This is a genomic window from Sphingobacterium sp. Lzh-3, assembly GCF_046764375.1.
In the GTDB taxonomy this organism is placed as follows: Bacteria; Bacteroidota; Bacteroidia; order Sphingobacteriales; family Sphingobacteriaceae; genus Sphingobacterium.
In genome coordinates this window covers 1401136-1427103 of sequence record NZ_CP177226.1, presented here as the reverse complement: position 1 = coordinate 1427103, position 25968 = coordinate 1401136, and the positions used below count along the sequence as shown (strand labels likewise).

27 protein-coding genes are annotated in these 25968 nt (G+C 36.8%); 15 read left to right on the top strand and 12 right to left on the bottom strand.

Annotated elements, in window-relative coordinates:
- Positions 1-24 precede the first annotated feature (24 nt).
- Positions 25-564, top strand: coding sequence for a GNAT family N-acetyltransferase (locus tag ACLCDV_RS05800; RefSeq protein WP_411973113.1), 540 nt, complete (start codon positions 25-27; stop codon positions 562-564).
- 24 nt (positions 565-588) lie between these two features.
- Here the strand turns inward: ACLCDV_RS05800 and ACLCDV_RS05795 are convergent, their stop codons facing one another.
- The 3 genes from ACLCDV_RS05795 to ACLCDV_RS05785 all read right to left on the bottom strand — a co-directional run bounded on the left by ACLCDV_RS05795 (position 589) and on the right by ACLCDV_RS05785 (position 2540).
- A complete protein-coding gene (locus ACLCDV_RS05795) occupies positions 589-1446 on the bottom strand; it encodes an alpha/beta hydrolase (RefSeq protein WP_317668116.1) in 858 nt (285 codons plus the stop codon).
- 165 nt (positions 1447-1611) lie between these two features.
- A complete protein-coding gene (locus ACLCDV_RS05790; RefSeq protein ID WP_317668117.1) occupies positions 1612-1833 on the bottom strand; it encodes a methyltransferase type 11 in 222 nt (73 codons plus the stop codon).
- 491 nt (positions 1834-2324) lie between these two features.
- Positions 2325-2540: a hypothetical protein gene (locus ACLCDV_RS05785; RefSeq protein ID WP_317668118.1), complete on the bottom strand. Its 216-nt coding sequence runs from the start codon at positions 2538-2540 to the stop codon at positions 2325-2327.
- Positions 2541-2763: 223 nt separating this feature from the next.
- Between ACLCDV_RS05785 and ACLCDV_RS05780 the strand changes: the two genes are divergently transcribed.
- Positions 2764-5223, top strand: coding sequence for a bifunctional YncE family protein/alkaline phosphatase family protein (locus ACLCDV_RS05780; protein ID WP_411973112.1), 2460 nt, complete (start codon positions 2764-2766; stop codon positions 5221-5223).
- A gap of 146 nt (positions 5224-5369) precedes the next feature.
- Here the strand turns inward: ACLCDV_RS05780 and ACLCDV_RS05775 are convergent, their stop codons facing one another.
- On the bottom strand, positions 5370-5966 hold the full coding sequence (locus tag ACLCDV_RS05775; protein ID WP_333576554.1) for an HD domain-containing protein: 597 nt from the start codon (positions 5964-5966) through the stop codon (positions 5370-5372).
- Positions 5967-6144: 178 nt separating this feature from the next.
- On the opposite strand from ACLCDV_RS05775, the gene ACLCDV_RS05770 reads away from it, so the two are divergent.
- The 6 genes from ACLCDV_RS05770 (at position 6145) to ACLCDV_RS05745 (ending at position 11781) form a co-directional block, all read left to right on the top strand.
- A complete protein-coding gene (locus tag ACLCDV_RS05770) occupies positions 6145-7167 on the top strand; it encodes an LLM class flavin-dependent oxidoreductase (RefSeq protein ID WP_411973111.1) in 1023 nt (340 codons plus the stop codon).
- 13 nt (positions 7168-7180) lie between these two features.
- Positions 7181-8302 carry an NAD(P)-binding domain-containing protein gene (locus ACLCDV_RS05765; RefSeq protein WP_411973110.1) on the top strand — a complete coding sequence of 374 codons (1122 nt, stop codon included), beginning with the start codon at positions 7181-7183 and terminating at the stop codon, positions 8300-8302.
- A gap of 164 nt (positions 8303-8466) precedes the next feature.
- Entirely contained in the window at positions 8467-9378 is a 912-nt protein-coding gene (locus ACLCDV_RS05760) for a hypothetical protein (protein ID WP_411973109.1), read from the top strand.
- A 138-nt stretch (positions 9379-9516) separates the two neighbouring features.
- The gene (locus ACLCDV_RS05755; protein WP_411973108.1) at positions 9517-10290 is read left to right on the top strand and encodes a helix-turn-helix domain-containing protein; all 774 of its coding nucleotides are present in this window, start codon (positions 9517-9519) and stop codon (positions 10288-10290) included.
- A gap of 197 nt (positions 10291-10487) precedes the next feature.
- Positions 10488-10985, top strand: a complete 498-nt coding sequence (locus tag ACLCDV_RS05750; RefSeq protein ID WP_411973107.1) for a DUF1772 domain-containing protein — start codon at positions 10488-10490, stop codon at positions 10983-10985.
- A gap of 292 nt (positions 10986-11277) precedes the next feature.
- Positions 11278-11781: a hypothetical protein gene (locus ACLCDV_RS05745; protein ID WP_317668126.1), complete on the top strand. Its 504-nt coding sequence runs from the start codon at positions 11278-11280 to the stop codon at positions 11779-11781.
- Between the two features lie 339 nt (positions 11782-12120).
- Here ACLCDV_RS05745 and ACLCDV_RS05740 read toward each other — a convergent pair whose 3' ends face one another.
- Positions 12121-12927 carry a hypothetical protein gene (locus ACLCDV_RS05740; protein ID WP_317668127.1) on the bottom strand — a complete coding sequence of 269 codons (807 nt, stop codon included), beginning with the start codon at positions 12925-12927 and terminating at the stop codon, positions 12121-12123.
- 339 nt (positions 12928-13266) lie between these two features.
- Between ACLCDV_RS05740 and ACLCDV_RS05735 the strand changes: the two genes are divergently transcribed.
- Complete coding sequence (locus ACLCDV_RS05735; RefSeq protein ID WP_317668128.1) at positions 13267-13842, top strand: hypothetical protein; 576 nt, start codon at positions 13267-13269, stop codon at positions 13840-13842.
- A gap of 126 nt (positions 13843-13968) precedes the next feature.
- Here ACLCDV_RS05735 and ACLCDV_RS05730 read toward each other — a convergent pair whose 3' ends face one another.
- Genes ACLCDV_RS05730 through ACLCDV_RS05720 form a run of 3 tightly spaced genes read right to left on the bottom strand, consistent with a single transcriptional unit; the run spans position 13969 to position 15299 of the window.
- Positions 13969-14484 carry a hypothetical protein gene (locus tag ACLCDV_RS05730; RefSeq protein ID WP_317668129.1) on the bottom strand — a complete coding sequence of 172 codons (516 nt, stop codon included), beginning with the start codon at positions 14482-14484 and terminating at the stop codon, positions 13969-13971.
- The gene (locus ACLCDV_RS05725; RefSeq protein WP_317668130.1) at positions 14441-14821 is read right to left on the bottom strand and encodes a hypothetical protein; all 381 of its coding nucleotides are present in this window, start codon (positions 14819-14821) and stop codon (positions 14441-14443) included. The genes ACLCDV_RS05730 and ACLCDV_RS05725 overlap by 44 nt, the downstream gene beginning before the upstream one ends.
- On the bottom strand, positions 14805-15299 hold the full coding sequence (locus ACLCDV_RS05720; RefSeq protein ID WP_333576561.1) for an N-acetylmuramoyl-L-alanine amidase: 495 nt from the start codon (positions 15297-15299) through the stop codon (positions 14805-14807). Before ACLCDV_RS05720 ends, ACLCDV_RS05725 begins: the two co-directional genes overlap by 17 nt.
- A gap of 530 nt (positions 15300-15829) precedes the next feature.
- On the opposite strand from ACLCDV_RS05720, the gene ACLCDV_RS05715 reads away from it, so the two are divergent.
- From ACLCDV_RS05715 to ACLCDV_RS05705, 3 genes are all read left to right on the top strand, one after another.
- Positions 15830-16387, top strand: a complete 558-nt coding sequence (locus ACLCDV_RS05715) for a hypothetical protein (RefSeq protein ID WP_317668132.1) — start codon at positions 15830-15832, stop codon at positions 16385-16387.
- Positions 16388-16765: 378 nt separating this feature from the next.
- Positions 16766-19006, top strand: coding sequence for an ATP-binding protein (locus ACLCDV_RS05710; protein ID WP_411973106.1), 2241 nt, complete (start codon positions 16766-16768; stop codon positions 19004-19006).
- Between the two features lie 132 nt (positions 19007-19138).
- Complete coding sequence (locus ACLCDV_RS05705; protein ID WP_317668134.1) at positions 19139-20008, top strand: SIR2 family protein; 870 nt, start codon at positions 19139-19141, stop codon at positions 20006-20008.
- A gap of 131 nt (positions 20009-20139) precedes the next feature.
- Here ACLCDV_RS05705 and ACLCDV_RS05700 read toward each other — a convergent pair whose 3' ends face one another.
- From ACLCDV_RS05700 to ACLCDV_RS05690, 3 genes are read right to left on the bottom strand one after another with little or no spacing between them, the layout of a single operon-like run.
- Positions 20140-20772, bottom strand: a complete 633-nt coding sequence (locus ACLCDV_RS05700; protein ID WP_411973105.1) for an FAD-dependent oxidoreductase — start codon at positions 20770-20772, stop codon at positions 20140-20142.
- A 56-nt stretch (positions 20773-20828) separates the two neighbouring features.
- Positions 20829-21287 (bottom strand): FAD-dependent oxidoreductase, encoded by a 459-nt coding sequence (locus ACLCDV_RS05695; RefSeq protein ID WP_411973104.1) that lies wholly within the window; start codon positions 21285-21287, stop codon positions 20829-20831.
- Positions 21288-21317: 30 nt separating this feature from the next.
- Complete coding sequence (locus ACLCDV_RS05690) at positions 21318-22076, bottom strand: AraC family transcriptional regulator (protein ID WP_317668136.1); 759 nt, start codon at positions 22074-22076, stop codon at positions 21318-21320.
- Between the two features lie 280 nt (positions 22077-22356).
- On the opposite strand from ACLCDV_RS05690, the gene ACLCDV_RS05685 reads away from it, so the two are divergent.
- From ACLCDV_RS05685 to nudK, 3 genes are all read left to right on the top strand, one after another.
- Positions 22357-23586, top strand: coding sequence for a hypothetical protein (locus ACLCDV_RS05685; protein ID WP_411973103.1), 1230 nt, complete (start codon positions 22357-22359; stop codon positions 23584-23586).
- A gap of 31 nt (positions 23587-23617) precedes the next feature.
- Positions 23618-24457, top strand: coding sequence for an AraC family transcriptional regulator (locus ACLCDV_RS05680; RefSeq protein WP_333576569.1), 840 nt, complete (start codon positions 23618-23620; stop codon positions 24455-24457).
- A 470-nt stretch (positions 24458-24927) separates the two neighbouring features.
- Positions 24928-25509: a GDP-mannose pyrophosphatase NudK gene (nudK, locus tag ACLCDV_RS05675; RefSeq protein ID WP_333576571.1), complete on the top strand. Its 582-nt coding sequence runs from the start codon at positions 24928-24930 to the stop codon at positions 25507-25509.
- Positions 25510-25532: 23 nt separating this feature from the next.
- On the opposite strand, the gene ACLCDV_RS05670 is transcribed toward nudK, so the two are convergent.
- Positions 25533-25961, bottom strand: a complete 429-nt coding sequence (locus ACLCDV_RS05670) for a hypothetical protein (RefSeq protein WP_333576573.1) — start codon at positions 25959-25961, stop codon at positions 25533-25535.
- Positions 25962-25968 lie beyond the last annotated feature (7 nt).

The following is a 25968-nucleotide window of genomic DNA, read 5'->3' as shown; positions in this document are numbered from 1 at the left end:
GTCATTTAATGCAATATATGTTAAATGATGGTCAACTTAAAACCACTCGCTCTTGAAGATGTCTCACCATTTTATGAATGGTTCAATGACGATTTATCTATTAAATATTCCCGCTCTCTTTTTCAGTCACTCCAATCAAAGGATCATATAGACAATTGGTTTCTATCCGTTGTCAACGATTCTAAAAATTTTAATCGTGGAATTTTCTTAAACGATTCGAATAAACTGATTGGGTATGCCGGCATCTGTAATATTTCTATACCAAACAGATCCGGGGAGTATTTTATCTTTATAGGAGATCGCCAAGAATGGGGGAAAGGGATAGGCTCTTTAGTTACCAAATTAATCCTAGATATAGGGTTTGGAAATCTAGGGCTCAATAGAATTATGCTTACCGTATCTGAACCAAATTATGCCGCAGTAAGAGCGTATGAAAACGCCGGATTTAAACTGGAGGGGCGAATGCGTAAAGCCTGCTTTAGGGATAATCAATTTCACGACAAGCTATTGATGTCAATTCTGGAAGATGAATGGCACGATAGAAGAAACCTAGGTATAAAATAAAATTAATCGCTACATATTCCCGCACTATTTTGAATAGAATGTTTTTGGATACAACTTCTTAAAAGCGTTGTAGACCGCTTGATGTATTACAGTGGAATGCAATTCATCAGGCATGTAATCAAATACAAAATGAATTTTTTTATTGTTATTAAGTATATCAGATAACGCTATGGCCTCATCATACATTCTCACATCTTCTTCTTTATTGGGCACACCAAGATAAACCTTTGTATTTTTTCTCAAATTGCGTTGTAGAAACTCCTCTGCATTCTTCAATAAAGACTCCTCGCCCCACCACAAACTTGGACTTATAATAATATAATCATCAAATAACTCGGGTTGTTTGAATAGTATTTCTACTGATAGAAGCCCAGCCAGTGATTCCCCTATTAAAGTCTGTTTTCCATTCGATTTATAATTACCACTTATATAGGGAATCAATTCATTTTTTATGAATGTCCTATATTTTTCAGAACCACCATACGAAGGAAAACTAGCTTTCTGAAAACCTTCCCTTTCTATAAAATCAGTATTTTCTACAGGAAAGGTAAAATCTCTTCTTCGCGTGTTTCCACCAATTCCAACGACAATACTCTGAGGGAATCTGTCGATCCAGGGTTGTGTACTGAAACGTACAATACCTGTAATATGAAAAAAATCTTCATCCATACCTCCATCAAGAACGTATACGATCGGATATCGAACAGAATCATTTGGATTATAATTATCGGGAAGATAAATATTGATCGTCCTATCTTCATTCAAAACCTTTGAATGCAATATTTCTGACCTACCTATCGATAATGGTATTCCTTTTTGTGCAAAACAAGCTGTATTAAAAATAAACAGTATCAAGAAAAGGAGCATTCTATTACCTATCATATTCGACATATTACACTTACTATCAATGGATTTTAATTAATCTAATAACCGAAACCGTCCGCTTTCCAACTTCACAAGTCCAAGACTTTTGAATAAGGGCATCCGCCAATTACTAGTGCAATTTACAATGAAAAATAAATATAAGCGTAGTTTTTTAGCGTATGATTAAATGATCCTTTCACAACGATAGCCCCATTCAAACATCTTTCCAACGATACTGTTAACCTCGATTTCTAATTGTGAAGATTCAATTCTTAAAATACGTTCTTCATCGTCAAGATCGAAGTTAATTTTATAAGAGGAAAATAAGCTGACAAGCGTTGCAACGATTTGCTGTGCATCTTTTAATCGATAGACATTTGTTTTAAATATTTCGACTCGTTTCATTAGATCTGATTAGATTTTATCCAAAAAATACAATATTAATCCTATTCCGTTTACTTATTCTAAACTACAATATGGATCGTGCAACAGCTACATGGCTTCGATAAATACAATAAAAAACTCGGTAAGTATGGGGAATTAGACGGTAAATGCCTGTTTGCTATTTAATAACAGCATGATAACCGTTCATAAATCCCTGAATAAGTTCAGGTAGATTCAATAACAGAAATACGCAAATAACAATAGCAATAATAGCATAAAAAAACCACGATGAACTTTTCTTTTTCATAACAAGCTATTTAAGAGTAATCAATTTAAAAATATGGACTTCACAACGATAGAAATTACACTAGATTTCTGCACAAAAGAACAAATAACATAGCATACCCTCCTGATAACTCAAGATATTAAAATTAATCTATATAACAATAAAATAATTTTAAAAATATATTTTTCAAAATCACAACTAATAGCTTTAATTAGGAAAGTTCTTATCACAAAATAGAACCTTTGTAATCCATATGAGATTGAACTTTATCTTGTTGCATATTTTTAGGGCTATTGATTTTCATTGTTCGATTGATTGAAGATTCATATTCAATTGTGGTATCCACAATATTCACCCGGTGCTCTTGAGTTTTCTCGCCGGCAGCGAGGGTAATCATTCCCACTACGGTTAAAATTGCTAATGAATTAAAGAAGTGTATCATAAATAAAGATTGAATAGTTTATCGATCTAAATTCAAGCAATTATATTAAAAAAACTACATCTTTTCGGTGAAAGAACAATTTAAGTCGGTAAACAACAGACTTTTATCTATTAACCGAACTATTATGACTATTAATGATCGGATAAAAGAGTGCTATATTAAGTTTTCTTTAATTTTGAAGCTTCCTATTTAGTCTGACTATTCAATTTCGTAAATATGTCCCATGAAAAGAATAGGAACATTTATTTTGACAACGTGTATGTTTGCAACCTCACAACTCACATTCAGTCAAAACAATATACAAAATAGGATTAGTTCAATTTTGGAAAGCAATAAAGTTGGACTACCAAATGGTTGGACACTAACCCCTGTTGGAAAACAAATAGAGCTCGGCGATCTACCACTGAACTTAGTTATCAGCCACAATAAAAAGCTTGCAGCGGTTAGCAATAATGGACAAAGTACACAAACCATCGATCTGATCGATCTATCTCTACAACGAAAAATCGATAGCATTGAAATCCCAAAATCTTGGTATGGATTAGCTTTCTCTAGCGATGACAACACATTATACGCTTCCGGAGGACATGATAATTTGATTAGGATATATAAAATCAAAGACGGAAGAATGACATCAAAAGATTCTATCGTTCTTGGCAAACCATGGCCCAATAAAATAGGTATAGCAGGATTGGCTATTGATGATAAAAATAAACAGCAATTATACACCGTCACCCGAGAAGATAAAAAACTATATGTGATAGATTTAAAAACCAAAGCGACAAAAGCAAGCTATGATCTTGGAGCCGAAGGATATACCTGTCAGCTAAGCCCTGATACAAAACAACTTTACATCAGTGTTTGGGGCGGAGAAAAAATTTTAGTGTGGGATGTAACACAGCAAAAGATAACCAAAGAAATCACCGTAGGAAACCATCCTAATGAAATTACTTTGAGTAAGAATGGCAAATGGCTTTTCGTCGCCAACGCAAATGACAACTCGGTATCCATAATCGACACCAAAACAGGCGCAGTGGTAGAAACATTGAACGCAGCATTGTATCCTAATGCTCCAAGTGGATCGACCAGTAATGCTGTTGCCTTGTCTCCAGACAGTAAAACGCTTTATATTGCAAATGCAGACAACAATTGCCTGGCAGTTTTTGACGTCAGTAGTCCTGGTCGATCTATTTCGAAAGGATTTATTCCAGTAGGCTGGTATCCAACTAATGTAAAAGTGGTAGGTAAAACAATTTTGGTTTCAAATGGCAAAGGCCTATCATCCAAAGCTAATCCACAAGGCCCCAATCCGACAGACCAAAAGGAAAAAGTCGACCGTCATGCCGGTGACCTCAATAAACCAAAAGAGATACAATATATCGCTGGTCTTTTCAAAGGAACCCTTAGTTTTATCTCTACCCCTAAACCAGAAGAACTGGCCCTCTATTCTCAGGCAGTATATCATAACACACCTTATTCGAAAGAAAAAGAACTACAAACAGAAGGAGAATTCGGAAACCCTATCCCGATGAAAGTCGGCGCTCCCTCCCCGATCAAATACGTATTTTATGTTATTAAAGAAAATCGTACATACGATCAAGTTCTAGGTGATGTCAAACAAGGAAATGGGGATGCCTCACTTTGTTTATTTGGCGAAAAAATCACGCCCAATCAACACAAAATTGTCAATGAATTTGTGCTTTTAGACAATTTCTATGTCGATGCGGAAGTTAGCGCGGATGGCCATAATTGGAGTATGGGTGCTTATGCCACAGACTACCTCGAGAAAACCTGGCCGTCAAGTTACGGCGGTCGCGGTGGTACTTATGGAGGAGAAGGGGAACGGGAAATAGCCAACAATAAAGGCGGCTTTATTTGGGATAATGCCAAGCGGCACCAGGTATCCTATCGTACCTATGGTGAATTTGCAGACAAAGGAAAGCCTAACGTAAAATCTTTGGAAGGCCATGTTGCTACAGGATATACAAGCTATGACCTCAGCGTGGCTGATACCACACGTATAAGACAATGGAAAGCCGATTTTGACCAACTCATACAGAAAGGGGAAATGCCACAACTCACCACGATACGAATCAGCAACGACCACACAGAAGGAATGCGCGCAGGCAAGAAATCACCCTATGCACATGTAGCGGATAATGACCTCGCAGTAGGGATGTTTGTGGATCATATCAGCAAGAGTCCAATATGGAAAGAATCGGCAATATTTATACTGGAAGATGATGCCCAGAATGGTCCTGATCATGTGGACGCGCACCGTAGTCCTGCTTACTTAATCAGTCCATATGTAAAAAGAAGAGCTGTAGATCACACGATGTATTCGACCTCAGGAATGATCAGAACCATAGAGCTGATTTTAGGGATGAAGCCAATGACACAATACGATGCTGCAGCAACACCTATGTGGCGATCATTCAGCAATATTCCCGATTATACTCCGTTTGACCATGTTGATGCAAATGTAAACCTCAACGAGCGAAACCCCAGTAAGGGAAAACTGGCAATATGGAGTGACAAATATGATTGGTCGAAGGAAGACGCTGTGCCCGATTTAGTATTCAATGAAATTCTATGGCAGGGACTTAAAGGAGAGTCTGCTCCGGCTCCTAAAAGAGCAGCATTCTTAAAAGTAAACGAAAAGAAGGAGGACGATGACGATTAAAATCAATGTATAAAATAACAATGGCCAGCACGGATATGAAGTTGAAGTGCTGGTCGTTGATGATCAGAATCCATTAAAAAAAATGGGATCTTGCGCTTGCGCTAATTTCTGTTTTAATCTATGAGCCATCTAAAGAATCCAATAGGCTAATCCTTTTTTAGAATCCCTTGAGTAACTCCCGCATCAATCAACTTTTCAGCATATGCCCATAATAGTGCCGAGCCATCTTTGATGACAGATTTTTTGGCATGGACCTTTTGATAATTTACACCAGGCTCATTCCAAGTTCCTCCGTTATTGGAGCTATTTTGCAAAAGCGGTTCCAAACGATCCATTGCTCGAGCAAACTGGGCTTCCTGCGTCTGCCCTGCTTCAAACTCTTCCCATATTGCAATGAGATCTTCCGCCTGCTCCTCAGGTAAAATTCCGAAGATCCGTTGCGCTGCTAAACGTTCTGCATCGGTATTGGTGTGATTCTTTTCTGTATCATAGATAAAGGTATCCCCAGCATCAATTTCTACAATATCGTGTATCAACACCATTTTGACAACTTTCAATAAGTCCACTGATTTATTTGCGTGCTCTAAAAGAACGATGGCCATTAATGCAAGGTGCCAACTATGCTCTGCATCATTCTCAGGACGGTCACTGTGGAAGAGCTTTGTTTTGCGTTGGATGTATTTAATCTTATCAATTTCTTTAATAAACTCGATTTGTTTTAATAATCTATCTGAAAGTTCCATTCTTAATCCGCTATAGTATTGAATAATACGCAAATTTACTCTTTTTAGGGTGTAGCTTAATTGTCATTTGACAATTCCATTCAAATCGCATATTATTTACACCCATCGGACAATCCATACGACTTAAATAACGGCAACATTTATTAAATTTGATAGACAACAAATCCTACTGTGATTTATGAAAAAAATAGGCTTTCTATCTTTTGGCCATTGGTCCAAACATCCTGCATATAGTACGCAGACGGCAAGTGACACATTACTGCAGTCAATCGATCTAGCGGTAGCCGCGGAGGAAATAGGCATTGATGGCGCATATTTCCGCGTGCACCATTTTGCTAATCAGCTGGCATCTCCCTTTCCTTTGTTATCGGCTATTGGAGCAAAAACCTCTAAAATTGAAATCGGTACCGGTGTAATCGACATGCGCTATGAAAACCCTCTTTATATGGTGGAAGATGCCGGAGCTGCAGATTTAATCTCAGAAGGCAGATTACAGCTTGGTATCAGCCGAGGTTCTCCCGAACAAGTAATTGATGGCTGGCGCTATTTTGGTTACAATCTAGCGGAAGGTGAAACCGACGCAGATATGGGAAGGCATAAAGCTTTGGAGTTTTTGGAAAGGCTTCAAGGTATTGGTTTCGCCGAACCAAATCCCTACCCGATGTTTCCAAACCCACCAGGGTTATTAAGACTCGAACCGCATTCGGAAGGTCTACGTGACCGCATTTGGTGGGGAGCAGCGTCCAATGCAACAGCCGTATGGGCGGCCCAAAATAGAATGCACCTCCAAAGTTCTACCTTAAAATATGATGAAAATGGTAAACCTTTTCACATTCAGCAGGCCGAACAAATACGTCTATATAAACAAGCCTGGAAGGAAGCGGGGCATGCTGGCGAGCCTCGCGTATCTGTCAGCCGATCCATTTTTGCTTTGGTCGATGATTTAGATCGTTATTACTTCGGGCAAGAAGCTGACAAAACAGATAAAATTGGAGTGATCGAATCGGACAAAAGAACAATTTTTGGACGGAGTTATGCAGCTGAACCAGATCAACTCGTAAAAGAGTTAGCGCAGGATGAAGCAATCCAAGAAGCTGACACCCTACTCTTGACCATTCCAAACACTTTAGGGGTAGACTATAACATTCATATTCTTTCCGCTATTTTGGAACACGTGGCCCCCGAGCTCGGTTGGCGTTAACTCTTCTGAACTGATGATTAATAATATTCGCTATAAAACAAAAATTGCCGTCATAGGCGCTGGACAAGCGGGACTTTCCGCTGCTTATCATTTGAAGAAACTCGGCCTTAAAATCGGGCCAGATTTCATCATCTTGGATGAAGCTTCCAGGCCTGGAGGAGCTTGGCAATTTCGCTGGGATTCGCTCACTTTAAGCACTGTCAATAAAATACACGATTTACCGGGCATGTCGTTTGAAGAAACTTTGTCTACAACGGATACGGAGGTGCAGGCCAATACCGCAGTTCCCCATTATTTTGAACTTTATGAGAAGAAATTTGGACTTCAAGTATATCGGCCAGCCAAAGTAGAAAAAGTCTATCCATACCAGGATCGTTTTCACATCGACACGGCAAACACACTTTTCTCCGCTCTCGGCATTATAAACGCTACGGGAACATGGGAAAACCCATACATTCCTGATTATCCCGGTGCGGAGCTATTCCAGGGCGAACAACTACATACAAAAGATTTTAGAACCGCAGATTATTTCCGAGGCAAGCATGTTATTGTTGTTGGAGGCGGCATCTCTGCAATTCAATTATTGGACCAAATCTCCCAGGTAACGACAACAACCTGGGTTACACGTCGCCCACCTTTATTTAGAGATGGGCCCTTCGATGACATGGCGGGTCATAATGCTGTTGCGATGGTAGAAGAACGGGTACGACTCGGACTTCCGCCTTTGTCTGTTGTATCCGTCACTGGCCTCCCCTACTCTACCGAAATCCAGGAGATGGAAAAACGTGGTGTCCTTAAACGTTTTCCGATGTTTAAAGAAATAACGAAAAAGGGAATCAAATGGGAGGACGGAACCGAACAAAAAGCGGATGTTATACTTTGGAATACAGGCTTCAAAAGTTCATTGAGTCATTTGGATGCCGTACTACCAAAAGAAGAACAGGGCGGTATCCAAATGGCAGGTCGACTGGCTACCATGGTGGCCAAGGAACCGCGAATTCATCTCGTAGGCTACGGCCCATCGGCATCCACTATTGGAGCAAACCGCGCTGGAGGTGCTGCCGCCAGAGAACTTCTAAAAACCCTTTCAACAGTCTACCTGAATACAAATACATTTAGCGGAAGCCAACTGTAATTATAGTTTTAATTTCGAGCACAGTAATAAAAGGTCAATTTATTTTGTACGCTATTTAAAAACACTGCGAATCTTAAAATTAAAACCATTATTGCCTACTTTTCACTGAAACAAAGGTATTATTGCAGACGATCAATACGAGGCACCGATACAGTTCAATTGATATGGAATATTTCAAACAACAACTCCGCACAAAAATAATAAATCAGCGCTGGGAATTGTTATTGGGACTATTGGCAATAACATTTTATAGCTGCAATTCTCAAAACGATAATACGCATACAACTAATTCTTTTTTAGTCTACCAAAAAATCGATAGCCTAAAAATCGGAGATTATAACCTTGTAGAACAGGACTGTTCCCTTATAGCCGACAAGCACTATAAATTTTCTATTTTTAAGAACGACACAAGTTGTTTCTTTCAGGTAGAAAAGTTACAGGATAATCATTGGCACCTCATTATGCGAGATTTGGATTATGGGACCAATAATTCAGGATTATCTTTTAGCGATCAAAATAAAGACGGTTTTGACGATATTGTATGGAACAAAAAGTGGCAAGAACATGCCTATTTGTTTAATCCAAAGGTTGAGAACTTTATTGAGATAGGTGAATACCACGATAGCAAACCACTTAAGATCAATGGGAAAACCATGCTCTATAAGCATAGTTTTCCTATTCAGTACTTTTGGAATGAAGAGAAATCTATGAACTCAGTTTGCGGAGAAATCATCGAAACACATTCAGAACTCTTTGCTATCGATGAAAATTATCAAAAAATTAGCATAGCAACATTGGATAATTTCGACAGTTATGATTATCCCACAGGTGACAGCTGCGTGCAGACTATCAAATGTTATACGCCGCCCTACAGGGGACGTTACAGCAAAATAAGCATTTGGAATATTGGACCAGCGGTGGATTCAGTTGTTTTAAGAAGTGATCTGAGTCATTACAATCCTTCATTGGATTCGAATTGGATTGCCAATTACTGGCGAAATAATTATGTTAAATTACTGCAACATGCACAATTATTTCAGGTGAGAAGAAAAAAACCGCTCTACTATTTCAAATAAATTGAATCAGCAAGACTGAATTCAAATTCTACACATCACAGCAGATCCATTAATTAAATCCCGACGATTATTCTTATTTGATATATCTGTATATTTATGATTATAAAAAGTCATAACGCAAAGCCAAACAGTTCATAGATGCATCCTCAGATTATCAGTCCAGACAAATCCATTGCATTATTTGTAAAGGAGATCCTGATATATGAATGTCACGAAAATTATTGCATAAACTTACCTTTTTATGCCGACGGTTACCCTGGCTTGTTATTTCAACGATCCGGCAGCGATTTTATCATCAGGCCACATAACAAAAAAATGTCTCCTATTTTTCTTTATGGCCAAACGATTAAACCAATTTCAATTGATACAACGGGTCCTCTTCAAATTATTGTTTTTCAATTTTATCCGTTTGTATTACGCTCATTTTGGAATATTTCTCCAGAAAGTATAAATGACGATTGCTATGATTTAGACAATAACGAAAATACAATTTTCCAACAGCTAGCTCGTAAATTAACTACGGCTTGCAGCCCTGAAAACAGCATCCATTTACTAACACAAGTGCTCGCCAGCTTTTTTGACAGCAAAAAGAAGAACCTAGATTTTTCTATTAGGCAAGCGATCCTAAGTATCATCGAAAATAGGGGCCAAGTTACTATTAGGCAAATCGCCGAAAGAGAAGCGTTAAACATACGGACTTTGGAAAGAAGATTTCTTAAAGAAACAGGGATATCCGCCAAACAATTCGCTAAAATAGTGCAGTTTCAGAATGCTCTTAAACAACTCAACAACAAAGATTTCCAAAAACTAACGGATATTGTTTACGAAAATGGATTCGCAGACCAATCACATTTTATTCGTGTATTTAAAGCCTTTACAGGCAAAACTCCTACATTTTTCAACAAAATATAGTTGATTGTCGTTTTTATTCTATTTTGAGAAACAGCTTATCACAACTTTTGTATTGTACAAGGGCTAGGTAAACGTCCAGTATTTAAAATAGTCTAAACTTATCTTCAAGAGGAATAATGCAAATTAAACTCTTTGATTGTTTCTACGACTACTTCATGAGGTTCAATAAAACAATTGTATAACAAAAAAATACAGCTATGAAATCACAAGACATCATTTTAGCACTGGCAACTATATTTTCGGCAATTATATCGGGACTATTTTTCTCATATACTTTTTCAGTCAATTTAGGCTTACATAAACTCAACGATAAAGCCTATTTGATGGCTATGCAAAATATAAATAGAGAAATACTAAACCCTGCTTTCTACTGTTGTTTTCTCGGGGCACCGATTTTACTGGCCATTGCTTCCGTATTATTTTTTGATATACATTCACCAAAATTCTATTTAATCCTAACGGCTTGTCTGAGCTATATCATTGGCGTATTTATGATTACAGGCACGCAAAATGTTCCCTTAAACAATCAATTAAGCTCGATTGACCTTTCGATATCTTCGGAAACATCCCTGAGACTTGTGCGTGATACCTTTGAAAAACCCTGGGTATTTTGGAATAATGTCCGGACATACTGCTCCTTACTTACACTTATTCTTCTAATTATTAATCTAGTTGTATTTAAATCAAAAAACTAATCCTGGCACCATTAGTACAAGATCAGGTATTTAGCGAAAAACAATTCAATGGATACGAATTTAAATTCATTCTCAACGAATTTAAATCATGCACTAAAACCAACTGATCAACACATTACTTTTACAAAAAGATAATCGTTCTTTATTGAACAAAAGCTAAAGTCATCATGAACATACGTCCATGATCAAAAAAACAAGTGGCTTTCAAACAACGCAAAGGAGCGTAGCGTTATTAAATATGACCAACACCAAATAAGAAGACATATATAATTATAATTAAAGAATCTTTTCCATGAAAACAAAACATTCCATCTCAGCATTATTTCTGGCATTTTTTGTCCTTACATTGTTTACCTCTTGCAATGGAGACTCTGTCGATACGGTAAAAGCTATCGAATCAAACTATGAAAACCACGATAAGACCATCGAATTAATAGGTGAATTTGATGCACCTTCTTTCACTTTTTCTTCTGGCAAATCGAAAACCATGGCCATGAATTTTGTGGTTAAATCTCACGCTTTCAGCTCAGAAAAATTCACTGCTTTCAGTGTGATTTTACCCGTAGGAACAGGAAAGAACAATGTATTATTTAACGTACCTGCTGATCAAAAAAATTATACACTCAAGAATTTCGATGTATTTGATGACAATGGAGAAAAAATAAACCTTGATTCGCATACAACATTCAAAATGAAGGGAAAAGTACATTACAGTGAAATGGAAAAACCTGAAAATGAACGCGAAAAAGATAACTTTTCGTATAAAATAACCGATGTAAGTTTTGTGAAAGATTAAAATTGGAGATCGCCATCTTCAAAAAAATAAACATTTTATCCATCTAAAATGTGCTATAAGAAGGCAACTGGGGGAGCAGTATACGATTTCAATTGAACGCTACGAACACGCTTGAATAATGAGCAACCTATATTCTTGCTGCGTTAATAACTATTTAAGCTTATTATATATACTAGGCATACCGAAATAGCAGGCAACAACATGTTCGTACACGTTCAATTTAGGATCAAAAATAGAAATAAAAACTAACATAATTAGTTTTTATTTCTATTTATTTTAGCAAAAAAAAAAAAAAACAGAATACTTCCTGTTTAAAAGAGCATTATTAAGGTATTGCTCCTATAATGAACGACTAATATCTACAACATTAAAAATTTGGTCAACGTCATCCAAACTTACTTCAAAATCAGGATATCTTGTTTTATCAACATTAAGCGAACGGAGGGTAAGAATTCCGTTGTTTACGTCATGTTTTGCAATTTCCTTAATAATAACGCCCTCATATTTATGCACAATAACCCAATAACGATATTTATGGGTATGAAATTTTGATTGCCATAACTCCCGCTTAATCAAACGTCCTGTTACAATATCACCATCCAATACGCTTGCATCTGTCCCATCCGTCATACTTTCACCGCTAACTTCAAAGGAACGATAAGCCCCTTTGTGGAATTCATTCACTGTAATAAAATGTGCCGGCAAATCATCCATATATTCGGTATCGGAAAAACCAGATAAATAGCCCGCTTTTGCTTTCTCAGTAACAAGTTTAGTTTGCATCAAATATCGTCCCGGAGAAACTTCAAAGAATATATTATTCTTGTTTTCATCAATAAACTTGACATCTTCCGAAAAGTATCCTATAGATTTACCGTTTCCCATGTTAAGCATCGCTATCGTGTCGGGTTGAACTGAAGGAACAGTCCATTCTCTTTCCCCTTTTCCATACAAGAGCCAGTCATACTGAATATGCGGGAAGGCTTTTTGAATACGTGTTTTCATTGTAAGTCCAATAGGATACTCCCCTTTTTTAATGCGCGAGTATACCTGCTCGCGTACGCCTAGCAAGGCCGCAAATTCACGATTTGTAACACGCATTTCCAAGCGTAAAACTTCAAAATTATTATTTGGATAAGTTTCCATAGTTGACAGAGCATTTAACAAATGTTACACAGATAGATAACAATCTGACACTAAGTTACACAACTTATTAAACCTAAACAAATAGACAACCTTTAAAAAATAAAAAACCATTGATTTTCAAACAGTTAAAGTTAAACAAATAAGTTTATTATTTTATAAAAAACCTAAAAATACCGTAAAAATAGTCTTGACAAATTAACAAATTTGTTTAACTTTGTTTAACAAAAAAAGAATAAAAATAGCGAATCCATAGAATAGACAAACGGGTTGAAGAACGGGCTATTTACAGGATTTCCCATTTACGAGACGAAAAATCAGTTCATACTTAATTGCATAAAAATGGAACAGCTCATTAAACACAATCCTAGGCAGCCAGCGGTTTATCCCGGGGAGCCCAATCAATCACACAATCAAAATAATATTTTAAGAATAGAGGAAACAATACGATTAACAGGTAAAAACAGCTCACAACGTATGAACACGTTATATCATTCATTTATCATGAGTTTCTTAAAGGAAAATCATCCCGAAATACTAAAATCTATTGATAAGATATACGAATCTGACCTTTCTAAAATCAACAAAGTGATCGATTGCTATTGCCAATTTGTGGGTATCCCCCCACAACAGATCATGGGAGAATATATCAATTATAAGGATATTCAGCATCGTTATAAAGCGATAGCGGTTGTTTTGCGCATTTTTCAACCTGAAAAGTTGGATAATCAGAAAACAAAAGTAAAAAGCAGCATATATAAAGAACTAGGGCCCTATTTAAAAATAAATAATGACACAATACAGAAATCCATCATATGCGCCTGCAACCAATTTGACCTATACCGAGACTTCAAACGAGAGATCAAGCAAATTGCAAATTATTACCTTATTGATACCCGTTTCAATAACGACCAGTGATCCTTTACCAGAAAACACTAATTTTTCCGACAAATCCGGTTATTGTTACTATAAACGAATAAATAGTCCTTGAAAAATGATTACTCAAGGACTATCTTTTAGGCTCCAAATTTATCCTCCCTACTATTACCAGGGCATGGCAACTTTACGTTTTTTTATCCAATATACAACTATCGTGATCAGCACTCCTAACCCTATTAAAAAATAGAGCATGCTTGCCACAGCTGGTTTTGTCGTCAATTTTGATTGTTCCTCCTGACCTGCTATTTTATTTTTATTCTGTTTGTCGTTCTTCACTTTTTGACTTTTCCAGTCTGTATGAAGTTGCTCCTTCATCAGTACCCCCTTTGAATAGTGGCCTTGCTTTTGATAGATTTTCCCTTTATGGAGCCGGATAATACCATCTCTGGTGATTTGAACCCCTTCTCCTTCAATTCGAAGAATTTCCTCATCGCCTGTTAAATTTGCGGCATGTGACTGCGCGATTTGTACATTTCCTGAATCAAGTTCAACACGCAAATTTTCACGTGTTTTTTCTATAACCTGCAATTCTTTCGATTCCTTAACCTTGAACCTCTTCTTAAACAGACCGCAACTGCTAACCAGCAGCAGTATTGCGATCACCTGTAGTGCATTTTTCATTTTGTATTCGTTTCAATTCAATTTGTAGTCTGTTATAAAGTTTCATTAGGTCATCAAATTTTACTTGCAGGTCTGTTGAGGTCTTTAAGCAGGCTATACGTTCGTCGTTTGCCAAATGCAGTGCTTCATTAAGATCTTCAATGACGCCGCGCTGTTGTTCGATATCTTTTGCTAACCTATTTGAATATCCTTCCCATTTTTCAATTACTTTCCCTGCATTCTCAACGTTTGTCGCTTCCACTTCGGCTTGCTGTTTAGGCTTTCCGACTAGATATCCGCCGATTGCGGTCACTACGGGAATAATCAATTTCTCTAAAATTTCAAGTAACTCCATCATAATTTTCTTTTATTAACGGTTTAAATCTTTCCCAGGGAAACTGTTTACCTGGATCCTCTTTTCTTCCTGGCGCGATGTCAGAATGCCCCAGAATATCCCGAATCGAATATTTACCAATAATAGTCTGGCATACGGCAATCGCCGCGCTGATCTGCTTTTCGGTATAAATCTCCCTGCCCTCATTTTGTAATTCGATACCGATGCTAAACGTATTCAGATCTTTCTGTCCGGCCCATGAACTGACACCTGCATGCCAACATCTGATATTAAATGGAGCCAATTGCGTTACAACACCATCACGACTTATATGAAGGTGGGCTGAAACCTTACTTCGGGAATCTGTCATCCAATCGATTGCACTTGTCGCATTGGACGCTTCATCATAATGCATGATAATATAAATGGGCTCAATAATTCCACCTTTATTAGGTGTTTCTCTATATCTTACACCTAATAACTTGTTTTCTTTAATTTCCATAATACCTTTTTCTTTTATAAATTAATCAGATAGTTAACCGCTGCTTTTAATATAAACCCGAACTTCTACTGGTATCCAAAAGGAAGCACCTAAACAATACCTAATTGGCTTTATCTCAATACAAAGTTAAGAGACGTATGCTGGCTGAAAACGGAATAACAAGTGTATGTAGGCGGTATATTGAACTTACCGAATATTCAGGAAAAATGCTCTAAATAAGATATTCGATTAAAAATCTACGGGTATTTAGCAAGCCCTTCTTCACAATACTTTTAATGAAAATGAATAGTTGACTCAGGTCCTTGGCGAGTTGATCTGCACATATATTCCAGGTAGACGTATACTTTTTCTACTCTTTAAATCTGAGTACATTAAATCTGAAGATAGCGTCTATTTTTGGAGGCTATTGGTTTATAACAATTTAACAACATGAAATTATGAATGATCCGAAATTCGAAGAAGCATAATAAATTGAAAAAAAATAAATATTTTAAAACTATATATTAATTTAGCACAAAAGACATTTTACTATGCCAATGACTAAAAATGCCGTATATTTTGACAAAAGTGAAGATTACATTCGGTTTGTTATCAAAATGGTACACCCAAAGTTATATGTATCTATCTTTGCCTTTCTGTGTATCCTGTCAATCCTCGGCACATTGTCTCTCATTGTCATATTCAATATATTCGCAGCATTGGGACCATCTTCCCTACTCGTATTGGCATTAGGGCTACTCGTATCATTTGGATTTTTTAAAATTTACAGATGGCACCATAACGGTGAAGAATTTTTTATATTAACGAAAGATAATTTTAGTTATCAAATTAACAATGGCATAAAATTATCGGGATTAAAAACATTTACCGAAAAAGATTACAGGATCGGTTTCCATACAACTAACACCTATGAATCAAGCCCCTGTGGTAAAATTTATTTTTACAAAACTGATCCAGACACCAAATTGACGACAATTATTTTAGATAGCACACTGGAAATTGCTTTAGACGAGTACACACTTCTTGAAGAAAATTATCTTCAAATGACACAAAAGCCACTACCGTTTTTTGATTTCAACTTGAATTAATTAAAGAACGGGTGAATGAGAAGTATATGTGATATGTTTCGTAAGTAATACCAAAGAGGCCTTTTAAAATTGACGATCTTACTCTCTTATAAAACTTTTCCCTAGCTCTTTTGTTAATTGTTCGTTATAGCATCGAATGAGTTATACCGTGAAGGCTAGGAAGTTGGTTCGCCTAGCCTTTTTTGGCGAATATTCCGCAATATGCATAGCATTTAAAATATCATACCATAGCACCTATTTTATAGCTAGATAAATTTAAGGAATTTCATTTCACATTTATTCACTGAATCAAATCGTTTCGTTTTTCCATCAAAACCTAGTACGCCTAGTTCCTGACAGGATATAGGGAGAATACATTTTTTTTTGTAAGTTAGCCCTATGGACAATCCTCATTTTTTAAATTGCGATCAAGAACCTATTCATCTCTGTGGTCACGTACAAAACTTTGGTTGTCTTATCGTGTTTGACAAATTCCACAACTGTATTGGTTGGAGTGAAAATTGCCAGGAAATAGGCTTTCCAAGGGAATGCTTGCACAATGGCTTGCATCTATCAACATTCATTAGCAATCTTAATTTATCTCATCCCATTGATTTAGATCGGGTATTACTGGATAACGTAGAAATCTTCAAACACAGATACGTATCAGATATTCATTTGCAAAATGGAACCTATTATCTTAGCATCTATCCTTTTGACGACAAGATATTTATTGAAATAGAAAAGCACCAGTCGCAATCACATCAATTCAAGAACATCTACCATTATGCCCAACATATCAACAATGGTAAAGACATCTGGAAAGCATTGGCAGACAATATTTATACAGTCACGGGATATGACCGTGTAATGATCTACAAATTTTCAAAAAATGGAGATGGCAAAGTCATTGCCGAGCATGTGTCTGAAGGCCTCGAACCTCTTTTGGGATATCACTATCCAGAATTTGATATTCCTCAACAAGCACGTTTGCTCTACACAAAAATTTTTGCACGAGTAACTCCGGATGTAGATGCTAAACCAATTCCTGTTCTCGGTATTAACCCGGAGATGCTTGACCTTTCCATGACAGGCATACGTGCAATGTCTCCGATTCATCTTCAATATCTTCGTAATGCACAGGTTCGTGCTAGCGGAAGTTTTTCTATTATCATTAATGGTAAGTTGTGGGGATTAGTCGCCTGTCAAAATACCATACCCAAAACTATTGATTTAGCGCAAAGACATCTCTCCGTTTTTATAGTTCAATACGCCGTAAACAGCTTTTTGGCTAATAAGCAGATTGCAGAAAACAACTTTAAACTTAAAATTAAAAGCATAGAATTTGAAATCAGACAGAGCCTTTTTTCAAAGCAGGATCTCCATGGGGTCATCGGATCCCTTAGCCCCCGCTTAATGGACATTCTAAGAGCAGATGGAATCGCATTCAAATACCATGACAAATGGCATATAACAGGCAGTACACCACATTTGAACAGTATTCAAGCGATAGAAAACAGTTTGATTACTAATAACGCAAACGAATTATTTTGGCAATCTGATTTTAAATGGCCCGACAACGATATTAAGGATTTATCTCACTTTTCCGGTATAGCTAAAATAGACTTGGAATATAAACTGGATTTTAAGATCTATTTTTTTCGAGAAGAAGTAAAAATTGAAGAAATTTGGGCCGGACAACCGAAAAAAGAATTTATTTATGACCCTAACAAACCGATAAATTTCCCATCTCCACGCACATCATTTGAGGCATGGAAAAGGACAGTATGCGGAACTGCGCCAAAATGGACTGAATGGGAAATTGACTTCTTAAAAAAACTAAGCATTATACTACAGGAAGCCTGTGTAAAAAAAATAACGGAGATTCAAGCACTTAATGAAAAATTGGTTGAGATCAACAATATCCTTGAAACATTTAGTTATACGCTCAGCCACGATTTAAAAAATCCACTGGCTGCCCTACAGATGACAGCACAAATGATCCGCGACCGTCCTGGATTAAGTCAGGAGTTTTTGGGAAAAGCCGGTAAAAACATGATGGAAGCAATTCAGTTAATGAATAACATGCTGGATAAAACCGTTGATTTCGCTCGTACAAAAAGCTATGATTTCGAATATGAACCTGTTTACCCCGAGCGCTTTATCCAAAATATTATTGATGATTGTAAAGTCAGATATAATATAGGAAAACTGCAATTTCAAAAAGGTAAGACGCTGCCTATTGACGGTGAAAAAACATTGATCTATCAATTGTTTTTGAACCTTTTGGGCAATGCAATAAAATATAGCAGCAATAAGGGAACTCCAATTATTGGTGTAGATAGTGTTGATTATGGAAATACGATCGTCTATAAAGTCTGGGACAATGGTATCGGAATCTCCGCAGAAGAAACTGAACGGATTTTCGAGATTTTCCATCGTCTGCCTAACGCGATACAATTTGATGGTTCCGGGGTAGGGTTATCCATTGTCAAAAGAATCGTGGAGCGGCTTAATGCAAAAATCACGGTGGAAAGTACATTGAACGAGGGAACAACCTTTAATATTCATTTCCCTAAGAAAAATAAAGATTTAAAATCTACCTTACCGACAAATCCATACCAGAACGAAGCAACATAAGCCTTTCAGCATTTTATTTATTAAATTAGCATAGCGAACCTACACGCAACAGGTTAATCAAACAAAACCAAATATACGATTGTTTGGCATCGTCATAATGCCTGACAGGATTGACGCTTGATTTATATGACAATGAAAAAGTTGACTTTATTAGTTGGAAACGACATCAATAATATTTCACCAGGGATCAGCTGGAGTGATCTACTACACAATATCAAAGAAAAATATAAGGTTAGTTCATTAGAAAATGGACAAAAGCCCTTCCCTATGTTGTATGAAGAAATATTCCTTCATGCGATAAAAGAAAAACATATCAATGAGAGAGAGCTTAAAACCTATATCGCTGATTGTGTTTCTCAGATCAACCAAAACGAAATACACCAATTAATCCGGGATTTCCCGACCGAAAACATCATTACTACGAATTATGAATTTAGTTTGGAAGGGAAAATCACAACCACTAATACGGGACTAATTCGCGAAACGACGTACAGTATATTTCGTAAACACGAAAACGAGAACAAAAACTATTGGCATATACATGGTGACTGTCTAAACCCGTCGTCCATTAATCTCGGCTATGAGCATTATTGTGGACAATTGCAAAAAATGAGAGATTATGTCGTTAATGGAACAAATTACAGTTCGGAAACTGTTTATAAGCATGCTCTGATTAAACGATTAAGTCAGAATAAGGATACCAAGCTCCAATCGTGGATTGATCTATTTTTTACTCAAGATATCCACATCTTGGGTCTTTCTCTTGATTTTGTCGAAATAGATCTTTGGTGGCTTTTAACTTATCGTGCACGACATAAATATTATAGACGAAGTAGCTTTATTAAAAATCAATTATTTTATTACACAACAAAAAAGTGGTATGGGCTTTCCAAAGATAAAATGCAGTTACTTCAGGCAAACGATGTTGAAATCATTGTAATTGACGAGTCTGATAAGACTAGGTATTACAAAAAGGTACTGGATGCAATAAAAAAGATATGAGTTTTCCAACAAAGCATAACTGGGAAGTGGACCCATTAGCAAATTCTCAAGAGTAAAACCTCTAAAATAGCTCACTTTTGAAGAAAACAAAATTCATAATCAGCAAGCCTTTTTCGGGCAATCCATAAAGACTAATCTTTTATGGATTGCCCGAAAAAGGCCAACATAGTCGACAAAGCGTTTGTCGAGTGCATTCTATCACTATTTTCCAAGGTTTCTTGTGTTGCTTCAGCACCACGTCTTATCATATCTTTTTCAAAATATCCTATTGCGTCCAACAAAGTTTCGTGTTTCCCATTTGTTAAACATTCAGTTAACTCAAATGCATCTTGCATCGCTACATTTGCTCCTTCGCCAGCAAATGGCGGCATACGATGGGCTGCATCCCCTATTATTGTAAGATTAGTCTGCGTTTCCCAATTTTGATCAAGTGGAAAATAATATTGGGGACGAGGGATAAACTGAACACTGTCATTCGTAAAGAACTCATACCAACTCGAGTCCCATCCTGAGAAATAATTCTTAAACCAATGCAACACTTGCTTTTTATCCCGAAAATCAACAGCAATCTTCTCCAGTTCGTTTTCCGGCATTTTTGTACTCGCCACAAACATCACTGAACCATCTTCTTTTGTACCGTATCCAATAAATTGCCCTTCACCGAAAGCCATCACTTTTCCTCCTTTTGTTAATTCAAAAAGATTTGGCACATTTTTTTTTGCCTCATAAATATTACCCTCAATTAAGGTAATTCCAGCATACATAGCTTTTACATCGCTTAAATAGGGGCGAACCTTTGAGTTGGCTCCATCCGCACCTATTACAAGATCTGCATAGGCATCCTGCTTATTCTTAAAGGACAATAGCCAGACTTCTCCATGGCTACGAATTGGCTATCCCAGATCACAGTCCTTTCTTCCAGGGAATTTAGCAAGATATCTCGCAATGGTGCACGATCAATTTCTGGTCGATTTTCAGCTGCCGATACATGGTCATCGTGGTCATCAAATTTTACAACGAGCCCCTTATCGACAATGCGTAGCTTACTAGCTGTTGGACGATGATATTTATAGAATTCCGCTAGAAGTCCTGCGCGTTTCATTGCTTCGAGCCCAGTTCCTTCATGGAGATCCAATGTAGAACCCTGGACACGAATATTCCGGTTTAAATCCCGTTCATAAACAGATACATCAGCCCCATGTAACTGTAATAAGCGAGCCAAGGTTAGCCCTCCCATTCCACCGCCAACTATTGCTATTTTCTTATTTTGTGTTAACATCCTATTTGTTTAAAATTTATAAAAACAAAGCTAATGAGATGTCAAAGACGATAATAGTATAAATCGGTCGTTTTTATTTTTCAACAATTCTTTGGGGACAACTCCCGAAAAACGTTTAATCTCTTTGATAAAATGAGTCTGATCGAAAAAATGCTCACCCGGGCTGAGCTTTCCTTTTACAATATGATCTAATGAGGACCTAAAACGTAGGATATTACAATATGCCTTTAGGGAAAGTCCAAATCGCTGATTAAAATAACGGTTGATCTGCCTACTGTTCCAAAAAACCTTTTCGGAGAGTTCAGCGATGGGAATTGTTCCATTACTCTTGTAAATTAGATCAAATAATTTACGCTTTCGTTCATCAATATCATTTGGAATCAGTGATTTAATTTTATTTACTGCTTTATCTACAAATTGGTCAAAGCTCACTAAATCCTGTTCTGAAAATCCCCAAAAATCCTGTACTAAAAACTTACCTGAATTGATAATATCCACAATATTTTCACGCAAAAGATATTCTACGGCAAGCAATTTAAAGCTGATACAAAATAATTGTCCATCTACAGGAATAGTCGCCTCTTCATGGGGCTGTGTTCCCAACCCCAATAAAATAATCCGAAATTCATCTATTGCCGATTTAAAAAGAAACAAATCGACACGTCCATCTGGTAAACCGATCGTTTCTTTCTTTACCCCGGTTTCATTGCGCAAGCACCAAAAGCTATCCACAAAGCATGCAAGTTCTTCACTAGGTGCAATCAATGTATAAAGTAGACCATCTTCCATGTTCAATTGTAATTAACAGATTATTTTATAGAATATTTAATTCAATAACTTAAAATTAACGATTATATCTTAAGATTGTCCTCAGGGAATTCAAAAAACACAAGTCAAAAAAACACTTATAAACCAGAAAAACAAATATTTATAACATATAAAATATTTTTAAAAATCGATTTTGAGAAATAAAAAAAATAAATCATTTTTGCTATCATTTAGCTGAGATTAACAGGAAAAGTAAGACCATAACAAATTACCTTTCGAATTTTATTTTTATTGATTCTCTATGTCATATCAAAGAATTGCCTATTTCTTTTTGGGCGTAATATTGTGTATTAGTTGTAAAAGAGATATTCACCCCGGAGCTGTGCCGCCCGATCCAGAAATCATCGAAAAGGATAAATTACCTATCCCAGCAGGCTTTACCAATGATCTTGGTACCATAAAAATTAATGCTATTGCCAATGCAAATCAACCGGGTGAAGAGCAACCTTTTTTGATACGAGATATTTCCGGAAATAATGCGAGTTATTGCCATCCCGATGTGGAATATTTTCCAACAGGTTTCAATGGATACAAATATTGGATGGTATTCACCCCTTATTTTGGAATAATAGGAGCTGACCGAACAGCATCATTGTATGAGAATCCCACAGTGGTGGTGTCGAACGATGTGAAAGAATGGATTACTCCAGCTGGGCTGGCGAACCCTATTCAGAGACGTCCGGCGTTGGAAGACTCATTCATACAAAAAGATGGTAGCCCTAACCAGGGATATTGGTCTGATGTAGACTGGAACTTTAACGGAAAAGAATTCGAACTATATTATAGAGGTTGCTTTTTCTCGAGCAAAATTTTAAAAAAATGGGGCGCCAAAAGCGCAAACAACACTAGAAAATTAAATGAAGAAGCGGAACGTGTTATTGTAAGACAAACATCAAAAAATGGGATTGACTGGACACCCCTCGAACTCGTGTATAATAGTAATGAACCTACTTCTTTCCAAGACAACCACATCCTTTCACCGACATTTGTGAGAAATTCGAAAAACCTAACGATGAGTTACGAAGTGGATTTCATGCCAAGCTACAAAGCTCCAATTATGACCAATATCCTATCGCGTATTTCTACAAATAGCTTAGATTTTACCGCCTATCGCGACAGTAAGAAAGTTGAATTTATGAATAAACCTTGGCTAGAATTCAGCAAGGGATATTCGACTTGGCATCTGCAAGGCTCGTATATTGATGGGTATTACTTTCTATGTCTGGCAATTGGAAACGTAGATCGATTTACCTCAGATATGAATTATCTAGCCTATTCAAAGGATGGTCTACACTTTCGCGTCTTCGAAAAACCTTTAGCCGCGGCCAATGTATACCGCTCTTCTGTATTCCCAAAAACCTCTTCCTCAAAAAGCATTGAATTTGGTGCTGTAATTGGTTACAAGTCCGGAGCCTTTGGCTACCGTGAATTCACCATCAACAAACAGGTACTGGAAGATGGTTTAAAATAAAACACCTATATTTAGGTTCAAAATCATTTCGATGGAGTTATTTCCGACAATAGATATTCAAGAATTTAGAAAAGACCAGCTTGCAGGTAATCAAGGATATTTATACTCGGAATTACGTGGTGAACATCATATAGCGCGTCCACATCAGCATCACTTTTTTTTATTGGTACTTTTTGACCAAGCAGAAGGTGTTCATACGATTGATTTTAAAGATTATCACATTGATCGTCATCAAATCCATATCCTGTTTCCAAAGCAAGTTCATAGCTGGAAATTAGGGGCCAATACCACTGGCTTCCAATTGATGGTCGACAGAGAATACTTCGAGAAATTTTCGCCCAATTTCCATTTTTCATTTGCTTACTATCAGCGTAATCCTGTTATCTCACTCTCCAACGAAACATTTGCGCTACTTTATTATGAATTTAATGCAATAAGAAAAGAACTTGAGGACCACGATTGCGTTCCGGCTATTATCTATTCTCGCACAGCTGTAATCGCATCGATACTAAGCAAAGAGGTACAAAAAGTAGTACAAAATGAACAAAATAATGAATCCAATCCACGTCTCTTAAAGCTACAGGAGTTAATTGATATCCATTTTCGACATGAGAAGTCGGTATCTTTCTATGCGAAAGAACTTAATATATCCACCCCGCACCTTACTAAAATCTGTCGTCAAAAGCTCGAAGTATCTCCAAGCCAGCTCATTCAACAACGGACTATCTTGGAAGCAAAACGATTGCTACAGGCAACCGACCTATCTATCAAAGAAATTTCGTTCAAACTTGGTTTCGTCGATTCTGCTTACTTCTCCAATTTCTTCAAACAACATACTGGTATGAATCCAAAGCAATTTAGAGCGGACTGAGATTCACCAATACCTCGCATACATTAAATTTTGACCAATATTTCTTCCTTAAAAATAAACAGCAAGTCCATTTGCGGAACAAAACTTGTTATTTTCACATCAAAATACCATTATCAATGATATCTGAATTTATTAACCTTGTAGTGGACACAACTCTTTTCATCTTTGGCCAAGGTTCCGGTAACGAACGGCCACAGAAAAAAAAATAATTTCAAATTTGTGTCTCTCTTTGACGCTAGCTCTTGCTTTGGTTGTTACGCTACTTCGCCACAATCGGATTGCACCAATTGATTTATTTTGGATTATACCTGTTAGTTTATTAACGGGTTTCATCCTACTTTTTATCCCGCTTCGACTACGCTGGATAGCACCATGGCCAATCGCGACGCACATTAAAGCTTCTCTTAGTTTTTCCTGCTTAGTTTGGATTGCAATTCTTATTTTTATCTTTTGACTTTAACGCGCTAAAAATGGCAATAAAAGATATTAAAATTGTAAAAACTGAAATTCTATCAGACAACTGGTACACTTTAAAAAAAGTGACTTATCAATACAGCAAACCAGATGGCACGTTACAACAACAAAGCCGAGAAGCTTATGATCGTGGCAATGGAGCTGTCATTTTACTCTATAATACCAGTACTCAAACAGTCATCTTAACAAGACAATTTCGGATACCTACCTACATCAACGGGAATGAGTCAGGAATGCTTATCGAAGCTTGTGCAGGTCTTCTTGATCAAGATTCTCCCCACGACTGTATACGGAGGGAAACAGAAGAAGAAACAGGCTATCAGATCAAGGAAGCAAAAAAGATATTTGAAGCTTATATGTCCCCAGGTTCTGTAACTGAAATTCTACATTTTTTTATAGCAGAATACACCAATAACATGAAAGTTGGCGATGGCGGTGGTTTAGAAGAAGAGGAAGAGCATATTGAAATTCTAGAAATCAATATCGAAGAAGCACTACATATGATTGATTCAGGTGAAATCAAAGATGGCAAAACCATTATGCTACTACAATATATTCGATTAAAAAATATACTATAGATGCCTAATTTAGATGATTGGAACTAGTGATTAACTTTCTCAAAGATAAACCTCGGGTCCTGGAAATTGACGGTTGAGGGTATATAATGTGGAATTCCCAAATATACTTGCTCCGTACCTGTACCTAAAATATATAGAGACCCTTTTTTTAATAAAACAAAGGGTCTTCTTTTTTTCTGTCCCCAGCCAAATGCCGTATAATAATAGTCTCCAAGCAATGTGTCTTTTTGGATATTACCGCTAATATCTCCAGAATCGACCTCACCTCCAGGTCTATAAAAGAACAATTTACCATGAAAACGGCGCTCAAAAAGATTAAGTTCTAATCGTGCACTATCCCGTTTACTATAAGCCATATAACTTAAGACATCCGCATCCTGCCTTCGCTCTTCACAACTTATCAACGACAGGCCCAAAATAACAAAATAAAAAACTAAAGAAAATAAACGCATCTTTCTT